This window comes from Pseudofrancisella aestuarii, from assembly GCF_003574475.2.
Classification (GTDB): Bacteria; Pseudomonadota; Gammaproteobacteria; order Francisellales; family Francisellaceae; genus Francisella; species Francisella aestuarii.
The window spans coordinates 370,359-387,163 of record NZ_QLIS02000002.1 but is presented as its reverse complement, the minus strand read 5'-3'; the positions used below and the strand labels follow the sequence as shown (position 1 = coordinate 387,163).

Here is a 16,805-nt window from a genome sequence, read left to right as displayed (position 1 = left end):
ATTTTTATAGAACATCAAAAAAGGTATAAGTAATGTTTTCTGACAAATCTAAAGTAGCTATATTTGGTGATATCGGAGAAGATCTAAGACAGGAATTAAAATGTGAAATAAAAGATTTCCCAGAAGCTAGAGAAGATCAAATTCATTTATCTTTAGCTTACAATGCTGTCGATGCTGTCATTATTAATATAAAAGATCAAACTGCTTTTCTTAATACTATATATGATATCAGATCAAGCTCTAAAACATACTTGATACCAATATTCTGTATTAATCCTGAAGATACAAAATATGTTGATGAACAATATTCTAATTTTGAAACATTAGTAGAATATATAAATGTAATAAAACAAGAAAGTTCGAGTTTAAGTAATAAAAAACATATAGTTGATAGAGCTAAAAGAGACTGGCAATTTAGGTTAATAACTTACTTATTTACGAGAAAAGTATACAATAAAACTTTAGATGCCTATTTTAATGAAGAATCTGATTCTTTATTTAGTTATCCTTTAATCGAAGTTTTTAGTAATAAAAAGAATTGTTATCTAGAATGGCTATCTGAATTAGAAACCAGTGAATTTATTAAAATAAAAAGCCAAGTTAAATCATGTTTATGCTGTATTAAATGTTCATCTGCGCATTTAATTTTTTCAGAATGCTGTCCTCACTGTAATAATGAAAGCCTATCTACAGAACATTCTTGTAACAAGTGTGGAAAGCACTTTGAAAAAGTAAACATAATTAGTACATGTCTAGAGTGTAAGACTGTTTCTGATATACACAATCTAGGAAAACTAAAAATTTATAACTATGAGATAGCAGATAAAGCAGAGCAATACATAAGAATAGATATTGATCATGCCTTATCTGCTTTTGATAATATAAATTATATTTCTCCAGACTTTTTTTATAGCATGCTAGAATGGAACTCTAACATGCAATACCGAAACAAAGAATATATATTTTCTTTAATAAAAATAAGTGTAATAAAAAAATTAGATATAGAACAAATTGACAATTTCATTAAAGGTGTAAAAAGTCTTTTACGAAAAACTGATGTGTTAACCCGCATATCTGAAAAAAATATTTGGATATGGCTACCAAATACTTTTAAAGATGACGGCTTAATAGTTTTAAATAGATTAAAAAGCACTACCATATCAGAAAATACTACTATTGAAGATATTACAAATATAAAATTATTTTTCTCAGAAGATTTAGGCAAAATAGAAAATGCTGAAAATACTATTCTAAAATTAACTAATCAATAACTTAATTAAATTAAAAATCTTTTTATTATTTCAAAAAGTGGCTTTGGTTTTGAGAAATAATAACCCTGAATATATCTTCCACCTAATTTATATAGCTTATCAACCTGCTCTTCAGTTTCAACTCCTTCAATAATGACATCCAGATCTATCTGTTTGGCAATATAAAAAATAGCTTTAAAAACACTCTTTGCTGCAATATTATCTTTATCTCTTAATTTATCTGTTAATGATTTATCTATTTTTAATGTGTCAAAACTATAAGCAACTACCCTATTTAATGATGAATATTCTACTCCAAAGTCATCAATTGCTAATCTTATATTATATTCATGTAATTTATTAACAGCTTCTTCCAATTCTTTTTCGGAAAATTTCATAAAAGCTGATTCTGTTATTTCTAGCTCAAATTGAATATTAGCAGACACTCTCCTACTATTAGCATCAATAAAATCACAAAGATTAGATAGATAACTAGGGAGGTCTTTAACTACAGGAGATACATTTACAGATACAATAATTTTTTCTTTTAAACTTTCTATTTTTTCTAAATCATCAAAAACTTTATCAAAAACTATAGAATTCAATTTCTCAGCTAATCCATTTTTTTCTATCAAATGTATTATCTCAAGAACATCAATACCATTTAATGGAGCTGACGGTCTTATTAAAGCCTCAATCTTTGAACAACTATTATCTTCTATATTTATTATTGGCTGATAATAAATATTTAAACTTTTTTCTTTTAAAATCTTATTAACTAAATTATCTAGATTATTACTTTGAATATATTTTTCTTTAGTCTTTTCAGAGAAAATACAAATCGATGGCTTCTCTTTTTTTGCTTCATAAAGTGCAAAATCAGCATATTTCATCAAATCACTTAGAGTCTCTTTGGTATCATACACGGCTGCTCCAACACAAACTGTACAGTCTAAGCTTAAATTTTCTATTACATAAGGTTTTTCAGAAACTTGAATTATTCTTTGAGATATTTTTTTAACTTCACTTACTGTTACATCTTTACACAGAAGGACAAACTCATCTCCACCCAGTCGAGCAAGCAAGTCTTTTTCTTGAGCTCTACTATTTCTGCGTATTCTATTAGCAAATTCTCTTAAAACTGTATCTCCTATTTTATGTCCATAAATATCATTAACCTTTTTAAAGTTATCAATATCTATAATAAGTACAGCAAAAGTCTTTTCTACTTTTATATAATTTTCAAACTCTTTATTTAATTCTTTTTCAAAAAAGTGTCTATTATAGCATCCCGTTAAACTATCTCTGCTTGCAAGTTTTTCTATTTCTTTATATTGTTTATTTGATGACATAATAGCTCCAACGGAACTAACAACAGGTTGTAAAAACTCTGTCATTCGTTTCATATAATAACTACTACAATTAACTAAACCCAATGCTCCAACTACTTTCTTATCATTATCAAATATTGTAATTCCAATATAATTCTTAATATTTGTATATTCTGTAGAAAGATTATTTAAAGAAGCTTTAGGAAGAATATCAGTCTCAATATCAGTTCCTTCTTCTAGCGTTTTTCTTAGTATCTCTGGCACATTCTTAAAAACTATACTTTTTTCTTGAACTCTTTTATTTTTTATATTTGATAGGAATAAATTCAATTTGTCCTTATTTCCCTCTTCATAAATAGCTATAAATCCATACTCGCTATTAGAGAAGATTAAAGTATGTTCTAAAGCTTCTTGAAATATCTCTTTTAAGCTTTTCCCTACTAAATACTTATTTTGTATTTCTGATATTTTTAATATATAGTCCTCAAGTCTAGTTTTTTCAGTAATATCCCAGTTAATACCGACTAATTTTGAAACATTATTATTTCCATCATGCAAATAGTTAACAAATGACTGTATCGATTTAATTCTTTCTGGTGTTATGATTCTAAATACTTTTTCAAAAGAGCGCTTTTCTTTATATGCTAATTTCATATCCTGATCAAACTCTTCTCTATCATCAGGATGTATCTTCTCTAACCACGTATCATATCGATTATTAAACTCTTCTCTAAATTTTATACCATATAGAGAAAGCATACCCCTATCCCATGCCACACTACCAGACTCAGCATCCCACTCCCATATACCAAATTCTATAGCTTGTAACGCTATTTGCATTTTATTCTCTAATACATACTGTGCTGATAGGTCTTGTATAATTCCTAAAAAAGTTATTTTATCTTTATCTTTAATTTCACTAACTGAGAGAAGAATCTTAAATTTTTGACCATTTTTCTTAATCGCCTCTACTTCTCTACCCGTTCCTATAATAGATGCTTTATGAGTTTTGGAATATTTATCTAAATAGCCATCATGTTCTCCTGCTATCTTCGGTGGCATTAATATCTTTACATTCTCACTCACAAGCTCCTCAGGCTCATAACCAAATAGCTTACAAGTAGCTTTATTTGCCATTAAAATAGTGCCTCTATCATCTATAATAACAATAGAGTGAACGGCTGTTTCAAGTGCTTTATATGCTACTTTAAGCCTGTTTTCTAGAGCATATTGTGCTGATAGATCTTGTATAATTCCTAAAAAAGTTATTTTATCTTTATCTTTAATTTCACTAACTGAGAGAAGAATTTTAAATTTTTGACCATTTTTCTTAATTGCTTCTACTTCTCTACCAGTTCCTATAATAGATGCTTTATGAGTTTTGGAATATTTATCTAAATAGCCATCATGTTCTCCTGCTATCTTCGGTGGCATTAATATCTTTACATTCTCACCCACAAGCTCCTCAGGCTCATAACCAAATAGCTTACAAGTAGCTTTATTTGCCATTAAAATAGTGCCTCTATCGTCTATAATAACAATAGAGTGAACGGCTGCCTCAAGTGCTTTGAAATAATTAATTGATTTTTGTTCAGCCATAATAACAGACTATATTTAAATATAATGCTTATAGCTATTTTATAATTTTAAATATTGAGAATCTATCGAATAAAGAAAGGATAATGAATAAGATTTTTGAATTAAGCTTCTACAGAAACTAATTTACGATTTAAAGCACCACCTGTGTGGAACTTAACATGTCCATCTTGTAAAGCAAATAATGTATGATCTTTACCACAACCAACATTACTACCAGGATGAACTTTAGTACCTCTTTGACGAATAATAATAGTACCCGCTTTTACAAATTCACCACCATATCTTTTAACACCTAAATACTTAGGGTTAGAATCTCTACCGTTTCTAGTACTACCACCAGCTTTCTTGTGAGCCATTTTTATACTCCTTTATATTTTAAAAAATTATAACTGAATTGATGAAACTTTTACCGCAGTATAATACTGACGGTGTCCTTGTTGCTTCATACTATGCTTACGACGACGGAATTTAATTATTTTAACTTTTTGATGACGACCTTGCTCAACTACTTCAGCTACTACTTTAGCTCCAGCCACTACAGGAGCTCCAACTTTCACTTCTCCTTCAGCTGTTTGACCAATTAAAACTGTATCAAACTCAACTGTATCGCCTATGCCAAGATTAAGCTTTTCTAACTTAACAACTTCACCTTGTTTTACTTTATATTGCTTCCCGCCACTTTTTATGATTGCGTACATACGGACAAACTCCATTATTCAATTTAGATTTTTTTAACACCCCAGAACTATCAATACTGATTTCTGACTTTTTGTAGTTATTTTAATTCATACACATATCAATGTGCAGGTATGGATTATACCTTTTAAATATCCTTTTTTCAATTAGTATTTAGTCAACTTTACCATGACATTGTTTATACTTTTTCCCAGAACCACATGGGCAAGGATCATTACGTTTAATTTTAGCACCCTCTCTTTTAACCGTTTGAACTTTTGGGGCCTCTTGCTCTTGCTGTTCCTCTTCATCACTATGCTTAGATGGATTATCAAGCACACTCTCATGCTCTGCTTTTATCTCACCAACTGAATCTTTCCATTGCTGCTCTGCTTGTTGAGTTTCTTCTTCAGTATTTATTCTTATCTTAGCTAAAGACGTTATAACTTCATATTTAAAGTTATCTAACATACTGGAGAACAGTTCAAATGATTCTTTCTTATACTCATTCTTAGGATCTTTTTGAGCATAACCTCTTAGATTTATACTATTTCTTAAATGATCTATTGAGCTTAAATGCTCTCTCCAATGGCTATCTAAAGCTTGTAAAATAGAAACTTTTTCAAAATGCTTTATAGCTGAGACATCTAGACCTTTAACTTTTTCAGCATACTCCAAAGTTATAGCTTCAATAACTATTTTTCTTAATTCATCTTCATCTAAATTGTCATCTTCTTCTATTCTTTTTTGAAGATCTACTTCAATCATAAAGTCAGTTTTTAAAACTGCTTCTAAGCCTTCCACATCCCAAAGTTCTGGCATACTTCCTTTTGGAACATATTCATAGAAAACCTGTTCAGCAACGTCCTCTCTTATTGCCTCTAAGATATCACTTACATCCTCTCTATCTAGCAACTCTTGTCTTTGCTTATAAATAACCTTACGTTGTTCATTAACAACGTTATCATAATCAAGAAGGTTTTTTCTAATATCAAAATGATAATTTTCCACCTTACTTTGAGCCTTTGAAATAAACTTAGACATAAACCCAAAAGCTAAAGATTCACCGCCTGAAAGCCCTTTTTTGACTCTCTCTGCTAAAGCTGGTGATGCAAATATTCTTAATAAGTTATCATCCATAGACAAATAAAACTTACTTTCTCCAGGATCTCCTTGACGAGCTGCTCTTCCTCTTAACTGATTATCAACTCTTCTAGAATCATGTCTTTCTGAACCTATTATGCAAAGCCCTCCAGCTTTCTTAACAGCGTCGTTTCTTTCTGTCCATTCTGACTTTATTGATTCAATTTGCTCTTGAGTTGGCTCTTCTAACTCATCAATTTCAACTTCCCAATTTCCACCTAATATAATATCTGTACCACGACCAGCCATATTTGTTGCAATAGTTACCGCCCCAGGATAGCCTGCCATCGCGATAATGCCAGCCTCTCTTTCATGCTGTTTAGCATTTAATACATTATGTTTTACTTTCTTTTTCTTCAATAAAGTAGATAAATATTCTGAAGTTTCAATAGAAGCTGTTCCTACAAGTATTGGTTGACCATTTGAAGATCTTTCTTTTATATCTTCAACAATCGCATGAAATTTCTCTTTCATACTTCCAAAAATCATATCATTATGATCTTTTCTGATAATTGGTTTGTTTGTTGGAATTACCACAACCTCTAAACCATATATTGAATGTAGCTCAAAAGCTTCTGTATCAGCTGTACCAGTCATACCTGACATTTTATTGTACAGTTTAAAGAAATTTTGGAAAGTAATAGATGCTAAAGTCTGATTCTCTGCATTAACTTTTACATCCTCTTTTGCCTCTATAGCTTGATGTAAACCATCTGACCAACGACGTCCAGGCATTGCTCTACCAGTACTTTCATCAATAATTATAATTTCTTGATCTCTAACAATATAATCAACATTTAACTGATAAAGAGAGTGCGCTCTAAGACATGCATTTAGATAATGCATCTTAGTAATATTTTTAGGACTATATAAGTTATCACTTTCCTCTAAGACACCTTCTTTTTTAAGCATGTCTTCTATCTTTATATGACCTTTTTCTGTTAAATATGCACTTTTAGATTTCTCATCGACATAGAAATCTTTTTCCTCTTGATCTTCTTCTAACTCTTCTTTTTCTTGCTTTTGTAAAAATGGTACAAGCCTATTAAAAAGCCTATACATTTCTGAACTATCATCAGAAGCACCTGAAATAATTAATGGTGTTCTAGCTTCATCAATTAAAATGGAGTCAACTTCGTCTATTACTACAAAATTACGACTTCTTTGAACTTGGCCTTCCTTATCAAAAGCCATATTATCTCTTAAATAATCAAAACCAAACTCATTATTGGTTCCATAAGTAATATCACAAGCATAAGCTTCTTTTCTTTGTCTTTGGTTTAAATCAGCAACTATTACTCCAACAGATAGCCCTAAGAAATTATAAATTTCTCCCATCAACTCAGCATCACGTTTTGCAAGATAATCATTAACTGTGATTACATGAACACCTTTCTCTGTTAACGCATTTAAATAGACTGGCAATGTTGCAACTAAAGTTTTACCTTCACCCGTTCTCATTTCAGCAACTTTACCCATATGAAGAACGATACCGCCAATCATTTGAACATCATAATGTCTCATGCCTTTAGTTCTTTTAGATGCCTCTCTAACTGCAGCAAAAGCTTCCGGCAAAATTTGATCTAAAGTCTCTCCTTCCTCCAGCCTCTTTTTAAACTCTAAAGTTTTATTTCTTAATTCTTCATCAGACAAAGCCTCAAATGATTGTTCTAATTCATTTATCTTTTCAACTGTTTTACTAATCTTTTTTATAAGCCTATCGTTACGACTTCCGAGAATCTTTCTTACTATTGGACCAAACATTTTATAAATCAAATTTTAATAAGTAATATAAACCTATGTTAATTATATAGAGTTTAGAAAAAAATTAAATTATGATATGTTTAGTTTATATTCGTAAACTTCTAAAAATAATCCTCAATTGCCTATATTTATTATGAAAGAGCTAAAAAACCAACTGATAATATTGTTATGCTTTTTTTGCTTTGGTTGCACTACTAATACTACCAATATAGATAATACAGCTTTTGGAGATCACAAAATAAATAATTCTATTAAAGAAAATCTTCCTATTTATATACCAGAATGGTACATAAATGAAATAAACAATAATGAAGAATATATATATGGTATTGGAGAAGGCAAAAGCCTAGCAGAAGCCACCAACAACGCTCTTGCAAATATGATAGAAAGATTACAGGTTTTAGTATCAACCAATTCCATTCTTGAAACCTCATCAAATAATAACTCTATATCGCAACAACTATCACTTAAAACAAAGACTCAAACTTCAAATGTGATAATTCAGAACTATCAAATACAAAATCAACAACAAATAAATGATAGATTTTATGTTCAACTAAAAGTTAATAAACTTTCTGCCATAAACGAAATCAAAGAAAATATAAAGAATAAAGGTTATGAGATAGATCATGATTATAAAATTAGTGCAAATAAAGACTCTCTTATAAAATTTAAAGCTACCGAAAATATATCTAAAAATATATCTTACATAAAGAATGCTTCTATTACATTGCTTTTATTAGATTCTTCAATAGATATTCAGCCTTTTTTGAGAGATATAGTAAACTACACAAACAAATTTTATGATATAAAACCAAATTTAAAATTATATATAAACAAAAATTCTGGTTATTTTTATGCTCCTTTAAAAAAATATCTATTAAGTGAGGGTTATAATATTGTTCCCAATATGGAAGATGCTAATATTATTTTCATATGTAAAAATAAAAAATTCCTAACTTCTTCAGATAAGGGCGAGTATTATATAAGTTCTAAGATAGAAGTTATTACTAAAGAAAATTATACTAATAACATAACAACAAAAATTTTTAATTTAGAGGCAAGCTCTAATAATGGCAGACAAGAAACCATAGAATCACTAAAAGAACAATTTTATATAAATCTAGTAAATAATGGAGTTATATGAGCATAAGAATATTTCCAGAAAAAGTTTCTAACATTAAGAAACATAAAACTAGAGCAAAAATAAAAGATCATACTTTAGATAGCAAAAAATTAATCAAACAAGCATCTCATATATTATCTAGTGTAGAGGTCGCCAATAAAGAATTTAAGAAAATTAAACTACCATATTTAGAAAATACAAATGTTGTATTTTATTCACCTACCAAGTTAGTTATTCAAGGTAATAACTCATTCATAAAAACCAAAGTTAAGGAACTTCATGATCAATATCTTGAAATTCTAAAAAAGAAAACTTTTTTTTCAAAGCTTGAGGAGTTTGAATTAGATATAAAATACCAAGCTCAAAAAGATAATAAAAACATAATAAATAAAAAGGCAAAAGATATTATTGAGAAATTAAAGGAAGAATTCAAATAGCTTATTTATTCTCTAGTATACCTAATGCAACTTCCATCATTTTTGTAAAGGACGCCTGTCTTTCTCTAGATGTAGTAGACTTTCCTGTAACTAAACAATCAGATACTGTTAAAACTGCTGCTGCTTGCTTGCCTGTTACTTTAGCATTAGCAAAAAGTGCTGCAGTTTCCATTTCAACACAGTCACAACCAAACTTCTTTCTAATAGCTTTATAATCATCAAAGTTTTTTCTATAAAATACATCAGTACAATGCGCTTTAACTTTTTTAAGCTCTATATCTTGTCTTTTTGCTGATTTTTCAATTTCTTTATTTAGCTCTTTTGAAGGCTCTGTTATATGAGTTTTTTCACCTGTAACTATTTCAACAAATTGAGTTTCTGCATATGTCTCTTCAACTAACGCAACATCATATACTTTTAAATCTTCAGTATAAGAACCAGCTGAACCAACTCTTATAATGCGATCAACGTCATAAAATTTAAACAACTCATATGAATAAATACCCATACTAGGCACACCCATACCTGATCCCATTATAGAGACTTTATGACCTCTATAAGTACCTGTATAAGCTAGCATACCTCTTACAGTATTTACTCTCATTTTATCTTCCAAGTAATTCTCAGCTATAAATCTAGCTCTTAATGGATCACCAGGCATTATTACTGTTTTAGCAAATTTTTCTTTATTTTCTGCTTCTATATGAGGAGTAGGTATCATGTAAGTTTCCTCCAAGGTTAATTTATTAAATTATAAACTTGATTTATATTAGCATATATTTATATTTTGAAAATAAAAATCTTCTTTTTTAGATATCCCTAAAAACAGTTACATGATTAAGGGTAATTTAATTGTTATACTTTATCTAATGTGGACTTAAAAAGTTTTTGATGAGAAAGTTAACCACTTGGGAAAAAATAGGGTATGGTGCTGGAGATATCGCTAACAGCATAACTTATACTGCAACCGCGATGTTTCTTCTAGTTTTCTATACTGATGTTTTACAAATACCCGCCTATCAAGCAGGAATACTTTTTCTTGTTGCCAGAATATATGATGCTGTTGCCGATGTTCTCATGGGTATATACATTGATAAAAGAAAACAAAAAAATTCTGCCGGAAAATTTAGACCTTTTATTCTAAAAGGATGTTGGCCAATACTTTTTATGGCAGTTTTAGTTTTTACAGCACCTAATTTTGGTGATACTGGTAAAATTGTATGGGCTTATATTACTTATCTAGCATGGGGAATGGCTTATACATTCGTAAATATTCCATATGGATCTTTAGCAGCTGCTATGACAAATGATCTAAGAGATAGAGCATCTCTTTCAATAACAAGAAGCATTGGAAGCAAAACTGGTGCTATAATTCCTCAAATATTAGTTTTACCAATCCTTTCCTTATTTGCTAATGAAAAATACGGCTGGATAACTGTAACTACTCTTATGGCTGTAATTTCATACATGTGTTATGTATTTTGTTACAAAAATACAACTGAGCAAATAAAGCATGGCAAGCCTGAGGATGAAAAAATAGATACTAAAATAGTTATCAAGTCGATAATTTACAATAGACCTTTTCTCGGTGTGGCATTTGCTTCTGTTGCTACTGTTACAACTTGGATGATAAATGGCACAATGGCAATTTATTATTTTAAATATAATTTAGATGCCCAAAATTGGTACTGGTTAAAAGGGATATTAAGTGTCCTACCAACTTTTGTATTAGCTCCAATTGTTGGTTTTTTAGTATATAAATATGGAAATAGAAATCTTGCCATATTTGGATCACTAATTGCTTCTATCTTTTTTACTACCATCATGGTTTTACCAGATAGTATATACATATACTTAACCCTATTTTTCTTAGGCTTTATTTTCTTTACTATTCCTGACACCTTACTTTGGATGATGGTAGCTGATTCTGTAGATTATGGTGAATGGATAACCGATTCAAGAGCAGAGGGAATAATTTATGCAGCTTATAGTTTTATGAGAAAAGTTGCTCAAGCTCTTGCTGGATTAGTAGCTGGATTTGGATTGACAATTATAGGATACGATTCGAACTTAACCACTCAGTCTGATGCTACTATGTTTGGCATAAAATTTTTAACCAATGGTGTTCCAGCTATAGGAATGCTTATAGCATTCTTAATTTTTATTTTTGTTTATAATCTAACTCCAGCAAAGCGTAAACAAATGATAACTGATCTTATAGCAAAAAGACCTGAATAATTTTTCAACAACAATGGATGATTTAAAAAATGCTTAGACCTCAACAAAACAGCAAAAGAAATTTAACATCTCTAAATGGTGTATGGGATCTAGAATTATTAATAAACAATGATAAATCAATTAATAAAAAAGTGGCAGTGCCCGCCAGCTTTAATGATTTATATACAGATGATGAAATTAGAACTCATTCTGGAAAAGTGCTTTATAGTCGAAAATTCCGGATTAGTGATGATTGGAAAGGCAAAAATATTTTTATTTATTTTGAAGCTGTAAGTTATCATGCAAGTGTGTATATAAACGGTCACCATCTTGGAGAGCATGAAACAGGATATACACCTTTTGAATTTGATTTAACAAAGCATATAAATTTTGACTCAGATAATTTCTTAGAAATTATAGTACATCATCATTTAACTGCTGATACTATTCCTCAAAGTGGTTTTGTTGATAAAGAATGGATTTTTAACACCCATTATCCTGATGTTATTTTTGATTTCTTCCCATATACAGGCATTCATAGAAATGTTCATTTATATACAGTTAATGATTCATTCTTAAATAATATAAAAATAGATACAGATATTAATGCAACTGATGGAGTTGTAACTATAAAAGGCAATATTATTGGTAATGCTTCAAAAGTAAAAATTTCTATAAATGAGATACAAACTGAAGTACTTATTAAAGATAATTCTTTTTGTGAAACAATTAGCATTCCAGAAGCCAAACTTTGGAACGTTGGAGAACCTAACTTATATCCTTTAAAAATAGAGCTCTTTGATAGCCATGGCAATAAGATTGATGAACGCTTAGAAAGATTTGGTATTCGTAAGATTGAAGTGCGAGGAAATCAATTTCTTATAAATGGAAAACCTGCTTATTTTAAAGGTTTTGGTAAACATGAAGATTTTCCAATTATTGGAAAAGGAAATAATGATGCTGTTAATATCCGAGATTTTGAATTAATGAAATGGATAAATGCAAATTCATTTAGAACAGCACACTATCCTTACTCTGAAGATATTTTAGATTTAGCTGATGAGTATGGCTTTCTTGTTATTTCAGAAACTCCTGCTGTGAGTTTAAACTTTAAATTCACAACAGATAAAACTTTAGAAGTTCATAAAAAAGCTTTAGGTGAATTGATTGAGAGAGACTATAACCACCCATGTGTAGTAATGTGGTCAGTTGCTAATGAGCCTCAAAGCCAGCAGAAAAATGCTAAGGCTTATTTTGAACCTTTAGTAGAACAAGTTAAATTAATGGATCAAAGCAGACCTGTAACTATGGTTAGTTGCTTTGTTCCGAATGATGAATCTATGCATCTATTTGATGTTTGTTGCATTAATAAATATCCTGGCTGGTATGAGCTTCCAGGGCAAATAAATGCTGCTAAGCAAAGACTTGATAGCTTATTAGAGGAAGTATATCAAAAATATAACTTACCTATAATAATTACAGAGTTTGGAGCAGATACATATGCTGGTGTACACTCTCTACCTGCTGAAATGTGGAGTGAAGAGTATCAAAAAGACTTAATTCTAGAATTGATAGAAGTCATGCGTAGTAAACCATATGTTATTGGTGAGCACATATGGAATTTTGCAGACTTTAGAACGTCACAAAATCACATTCGTTGCAATGGAAATAAGAAGGGAGTTTTCACTAGAGAGCGCCAACCTAAATTAGTAGCTCACTTTTTAAAAGAAAAATGGAAGAATTAAAGTTTTCGAGAATACTTACGAAAACTTTTAATAACTTCATAAAGCAAAATAGCATTTATAATTATATGCAAACTTCTCGAAGTAATCGGTATATAAGAAATATCATAACCTCCTAATACGTGGGGTAACATCACACCCATCACACCATTCAATATAGAAACCATAGAATAATTAAGATCACCTTGATTAATAAATAATTGTACCAATAAATAATAGTAAAAATTAAATATGATTAAACTTAATATTGACCTAATAATAGATGTTCCATAGTTGCTTACTATTTTTTCAAAAAATAGTACAAATTTATTTCCAAAATTTCTAATTTTACTTATGCTTTTATAGTACTTCTCACACTCTTGTTTATAAAATTCAATAGCACTTATAGTATCACTTTGTTTTAATGCTTCTTTTTTTAAAATTCTATAGGTCTCTTTAGCATCTTGATCTGATATTATTTCTTTTGTTTTTATTTGATTTGTATTTTTATAATTTGGAAAAATTGAACTATTTTCCCAGCTTAGCCCTTTACCACTATCAAAATTTTTTATATTAATATTATAAATATCCAAACATCCATCATCTAAAAAATATAAATATGCTAAATTTAAAGATTTCTCAAAAACCGTTTTCCTAAAAATCATATTCTTATATACTTTAGAATACAAAAATATGACAGGTTGCCTAAATATTACTCCTGCAAAATTTACTGAACCCTTAAATTCCACTCGAGAAAAAACTATAGGATCTATAAATATAGACCCCCTAAAATCAACTTCTGAATAAAAAATGCTATCACTTATATGATAAGGTAATGGACCATCTATATTTATCTCTCCAAGCTTTAAAAAAACACTCTTTATAAAATGACAATTATGTAATCTAAAACTCTTTTTAGTTGATACCATTTCATAATTATTATAAATTCCTAGCTCTTCTCTGAAACAACTATTAAGCAAATCTATTTCTTTAAGATTTGAAAATATATGAACACCCCTAATAAACTCACTATTACTAAAATTAACCCTTGTTTCATATTCTCCATCATATTTCCCACTTAAAGAAATATTCATTAAAAATAAAGAATTATTAAATGAAACGGATTCTATTTTATCCAAATCATTTATTAAAATCTTTTTAGTAAAAATACAATTATTAAAAAATATTTTGTTTTTTGTCTTTAATAGTCCACTAATGTTACATAGAAAAATATAGTTTTCATAAAGCTTCATGCTTCCGATTTGTTCCACATTTTCTATAATTTCGAATTCATTGCAACAAGCAGGATAGTTTGTTCTTTTATGCATAAAAGAGCTAAGTGCTGTTATATCAACTTTTTTACTATTTATTATTAACTCTATAGTTCTATCATCACTTAGTTTAAATATTAATTTCTTAGAGAAATTTCCTTTTTCAATAGAGCGTAAATATATTTGATTTTCCATTCTTAAATTAAGTCAGATATAATAAAAAGAGTTTTTTATAAAGATCAGCTATAGATCTTTAGACTCACTATCTTCTTCATATTCAGGGGCAATTATTTTGCCATGCTCATCTTCTTTTGGCTTATAGCTATCACCATAATCACCTGGCTCACGAACTGCTCTTCTAGCCATTAAATCATCAACCTGCATTGCATCAATAGTTTCATACTTGATAAGAGCATCTGCCATAGCGTGTAGAATATCTACATTATCTTCTAATAATTTTTTAGCCTTAGCATAACTAGAATCAATAAGCTTACGCACTTCTGCATCAATCTCTCTAATAGTACTATCTGAAAGCTTAGAGGTGCGTCCTCCAGAGCCACCAAAAGGTCCCTCATCTTCAACATCATACAACACTGTTCCCATAGCATCAGATAGACCCCAACGAGCAACCATATTTCTAGCTATATCAGTAGCTACCTGAATATCATTAGAAGCACCAGTTGTAACATGCTCATATCCAAATATTAATTCTTCAGCTAATCTACCACCAAAAATACTACATAGACGACCTTGTAGAACTAATCTACTTTGACTCACTTTATCACCATCTGGCATATACATAGTAACACCTAAAGCACGACCTCTAGGAATAATACTAACTTTATATACCGGATCGTGTTCAGGCATTAGGCGACCGATGATTGCATGCCCTGCTTCATGATAAGCAGTAAGGCTTTTTTCTTTTTCTGTCATCGCCATAGATCTTCTTTCAGATCCCATAAGAATCTTATCTTTAGCTTTTTCAAAGTCCCCCATTGAAACTTTATCTTTAGACTCTCTTGCCGCGAAAAGTGCTGCTTCATTTACTAAGTTAGCAAGCTCTGCACCAGAAAATCCAGGTGTGCCTCGAGCAATCCAATCTGGATGAATATCATCACCTAAAGCAATTTTCTTCATATGTACTTTAAGTATGGCTTCACGTCCTTTTACTGTTGGTAAACTGACAGTAACTTGTCTATCAAATCTACCAGGTCTTAATAAAGCTTTATCAAGTACATCTGGCCTATTCGTTGCAGCAATAACTATTACACCTTCATTATCGGCAAAGCCATCCATCTCAACTAGGAGTTGGTTAAGAGTTTGTTCCCTCTCATCATTACCACCACCCATTCCAGCACCACGATGACGACCTACAGCATCTATCTCATCAATAAATACTAAACATGGAGCCTTTTTCTTAGCTTGCTCAAACATATCACGCACACGAGAAGCACCAACACCGACAAACATCTCCACAAAATCAGATCCTGATATTGAGAAAAATGGAACTTTAGCCTCACCAGCAATAGCTCTTGCCAATAGCGTCTTACCAGTACCTGGAGGACCAACCATTAATACGCCTTTTGGTATCTTACCACCAATTTTTTCATATTTTTTAGGCTCACGTAAGAAATCTACAATTTCTCCAACCTCTTCTTTAGCTTCTTCAACGCCAGCAACGTCATCTAGAGTAACCTTTATTTGATCTTCACCAAGTAGCTTAGCTCTGCTTCTACCATAAGAAAAAGGGCCTCCCTTTCCGCCACCACCAGCTTTAACCATCATATAAATGAAGAAACCAAAAATAAGCAACATTGGCAACCAGTTCAATAAGAATGCTATTAATAAATTTGGTTTTTCCGGAGCTTTAGCAGTTATACTAGCTTTACTGCCTTCCATTTTATTAACTAAGTCTGAATCTAATAAAGGAGCATATGTTACAAAACTCTGACCAGAATCAGTCTTACCAGAAATAGTCCTACCATCAACATTTACAGAAGAAATTTGACCATCATTCAACTGAGATACAAATGTTGAATAATCCATTTTTTTAGAGGAATCAGTGTTTTCATTAATACCATTAAATAAAAGTAGCATTCCACCAATAATTAGAACCCAAAAAATAATACTTTTCATTATATTATTCTTATTGTTATTCTTTTGATCCATATAATTTTTATTACCTTACAATTTTTCTAAAATAATTCTCAAAAATAAATATCTATATACTATAGTAAAAATAAACCATATTCTCTAGTTATTTGCCAGAAA

The 16,805-nt window shown here is 30.2% G+C and carries 12 protein-coding genes; 5 read left to right on the top strand and 7 right to left on the bottom strand.

Going from position 1 to position 16,805, the window contains the following annotated elements; translation table 11 throughout:
• Positions 1-32 precede the first annotated feature (32 nt).
• Positions 33-1,271, top strand: a complete 1,239-nt coding sequence (locus DNK87_RS05970) for a TackOD1 domain-containing metal-binding protein (RefSeq protein WP_119329965.1) — start codon at positions 33-35, stop codon at positions 1,269-1,271.
• Between the two features lie 5 nt (positions 1,272-1,276).
• Here DNK87_RS05970 and DNK87_RS05965 read toward each other — a convergent pair whose 3' ends face one another.
• The 4 genes from DNK87_RS05965 to secA all read right to left on the bottom strand — a co-directional run bounded on the left by DNK87_RS05965 (position 1,277) and on the right by secA (position 7,762).
• The gene (locus DNK87_RS05965; protein WP_119329964.1) at positions 1,277-4,180 is read right to left on the bottom strand and encodes a PAS domain S-box protein; all 2,904 of its coding nucleotides are present in this window, start codon (positions 4,178-4,180) and stop codon (positions 1,277-1,279) included.
• 101 nt (positions 4,181-4,281) lie between these two features.
• Entirely contained in the window at positions 4,282-4,536 is a 255-nt protein-coding gene (gene rpmA / locus DNK87_RS05960; RefSeq protein ID WP_119329963.1) for a 50S ribosomal protein L27, read from the bottom strand.
• A 27-nt stretch (positions 4,537-4,563) separates the two neighbouring features.
• A complete protein-coding gene (rplU, locus tag DNK87_RS05955; protein ID WP_071664667.1) occupies positions 4,564-4,878 on the bottom strand; it encodes a 50S ribosomal protein L21 in 315 nt (104 codons plus the stop codon).
• A 151-nt stretch (positions 4,879-5,029) separates the two neighbouring features.
• Positions 5,030-7,762: a preprotein translocase subunit SecA gene (gene secA / locus DNK87_RS05950; RefSeq protein ID WP_119329962.1), complete on the bottom strand. Its 2,733-nt coding sequence runs from the start codon at positions 7,760-7,762 to the stop codon at positions 5,030-5,032.
• A gap of 133 nt (positions 7,763-7,895) precedes the next feature.
• Here secA and DNK87_RS05945 point away from each other — a divergent pair, with 133 nt between their 5' ends.
• Both DNK87_RS05945 and DNK87_RS05940 read left to right on the top strand, forming a co-directional pair.
• Positions 7,896-8,909, top strand: a complete 1,014-nt coding sequence (locus DNK87_RS05945) for an LPP20 family lipoprotein (protein ID WP_119329961.1) — start codon at positions 7,896-7,898, stop codon at positions 8,907-8,909.
• The gene (locus DNK87_RS05940; RefSeq protein ID WP_119329960.1) at positions 8,906-9,325 is read left to right on the top strand and encodes a hypothetical protein; all 420 of its coding nucleotides are present in this window, start codon (positions 8,906-8,908) and stop codon (positions 9,323-9,325) included. Before DNK87_RS05945 ends, DNK87_RS05940 begins: the two co-directional genes overlap by 4 nt.
• Position 9,326: 1 nt before the next feature.
• Here DNK87_RS05940 and deoD read toward each other — a convergent pair whose 3' ends face one another.
• Positions 9,327-10,046 (bottom strand): purine-nucleoside phosphorylase, encoded by a 720-nt coding sequence (deoD, locus tag DNK87_RS05935; protein WP_119329959.1) that lies wholly within the window; start codon positions 10,044-10,046, stop codon positions 9,327-9,329.
• 170 nt (positions 10,047-10,216) lie between these two features.
• Here deoD and DNK87_RS05930 point away from each other — a divergent pair, with 170 nt between their 5' ends.
• Positions 10,217-11,563 (top strand): glycoside-pentoside-hexuronide (GPH):cation symporter, encoded by a 1,347-nt coding sequence (locus tag DNK87_RS05930; protein WP_119329958.1) that lies wholly within the window; start codon positions 10,217-10,219, stop codon positions 11,561-11,563.
• A 29-nt stretch (positions 11,564-11,592) separates the two neighbouring features.
• Positions 11,593-13,287, top strand: a complete 1,695-nt coding sequence (gene uidA / locus DNK87_RS05925) for a beta-glucuronidase (RefSeq protein ID WP_119329957.1) — start codon at positions 11,593-11,595, stop codon at positions 13,285-13,287.
• Here uidA and DNK87_RS05920 read toward each other — a convergent pair.
• Together DNK87_RS05920 and ftsH are read right to left on the bottom strand one after the other, a co-directional pair.
• Positions 13,284-14,729 (bottom strand): pentapeptide repeat-containing protein, encoded by a 1,446-nt coding sequence (locus DNK87_RS05920; protein WP_119329956.1) that lies wholly within the window; start codon positions 14,727-14,729, stop codon positions 13,284-13,286. The two genes, uidA and DNK87_RS05920, sit on opposite strands and share 4 nt — an antisense overlap.
• Positions 14,730-14,777: 48 nt before the next feature.
• Positions 14,778-16,703 carry an ATP-dependent zinc metalloprotease FtsH gene (ftsH, locus tag DNK87_RS05915; protein WP_162523387.1) on the bottom strand — a complete coding sequence of 642 codons (1,926 nt, stop codon included), beginning with the start codon at positions 16,701-16,703 and terminating at the stop codon, positions 14,778-14,780.
• Positions 16,704-16,805 lie beyond the last annotated feature (102 nt).

What these genes read in the sequence shown, in the direction of transcription:
- DNK87_RS05970 (WP_119329965.1), top strand. Translation starts at nt 33, where the DNA reads ATGTTTTCTGACAAATCTAAAGTAGCTATATTTGGTGATATCGGAGAA.
- DNK87_RS05965 (WP_119329964.1), bottom strand. Translation starts at nt 4,180, where the DNA reads ATGGCTGAACAAAAATCAATTAATTATTTCAAAGCACTTGAGGCAGCC.
- rpmA (WP_119329963.1), bottom strand. Translation starts at nt 4,536, where the DNA reads ATGGCTCACAAGAAAGCTGGTGGTAGTACTAGAAACGGTAGAGATTCT.
- rplU (WP_071664667.1), bottom strand. Translation starts at nt 4,878, where the DNA reads ATGTACGCAATCATAAAAAGTGGCGGGAAGCAATATAAAGTAAAACAA.
- secA (WP_119329962.1), bottom strand. Translation starts at nt 7,762, where the DNA reads ATGTTTGGTCCAATAGTAAGAAAGATTCTCGGAAGTCGTAACGATAGG.
- DNK87_RS05945 (WP_119329961.1), top strand. Translation starts at nt 7,896, where the DNA reads ATGAAAGAGCTAAAAAACCAACTGATAATATTGTTATGCTTTTTTTGC.
- DNK87_RS05940 (WP_119329960.1), top strand. Translation starts at nt 8,906, where the DNA reads ATGAGCATAAGAATATTTCCAGAAAAAGTTTCTAACATTAAGAAACAT.
- deoD (WP_119329959.1), bottom strand. Translation starts at nt 10,046, where the DNA reads ATGATACCTACTCCTCATATAGAAGCAGAAAATAAAGAAAAATTTGCT.
- DNK87_RS05930 (WP_119329958.1), top strand. Translation starts at nt 10,217, where the DNA reads ATGAGAAAGTTAACCACTTGGGAAAAAATAGGGTATGGTGCTGGAGAT.
- uidA (WP_119329957.1), top strand. Translation starts at nt 11,593, where the DNA reads ATGCTTAGACCTCAACAAAACAGCAAAAGAAATTTAACATCTCTAAAT.
- DNK87_RS05920 (WP_119329956.1), bottom strand. Translation starts at nt 14,729, where the DNA reads ATGGAAAATCAAATATATTTACGCTCTATTGAAAAAGGAAATTTCTCT.
- ftsH (WP_162523387.1), bottom strand. Translation starts at nt 16,703, where the DNA reads ATGGATCAAAAGAATAACAATAAGAATAATATAATGAAAAGTATTATT.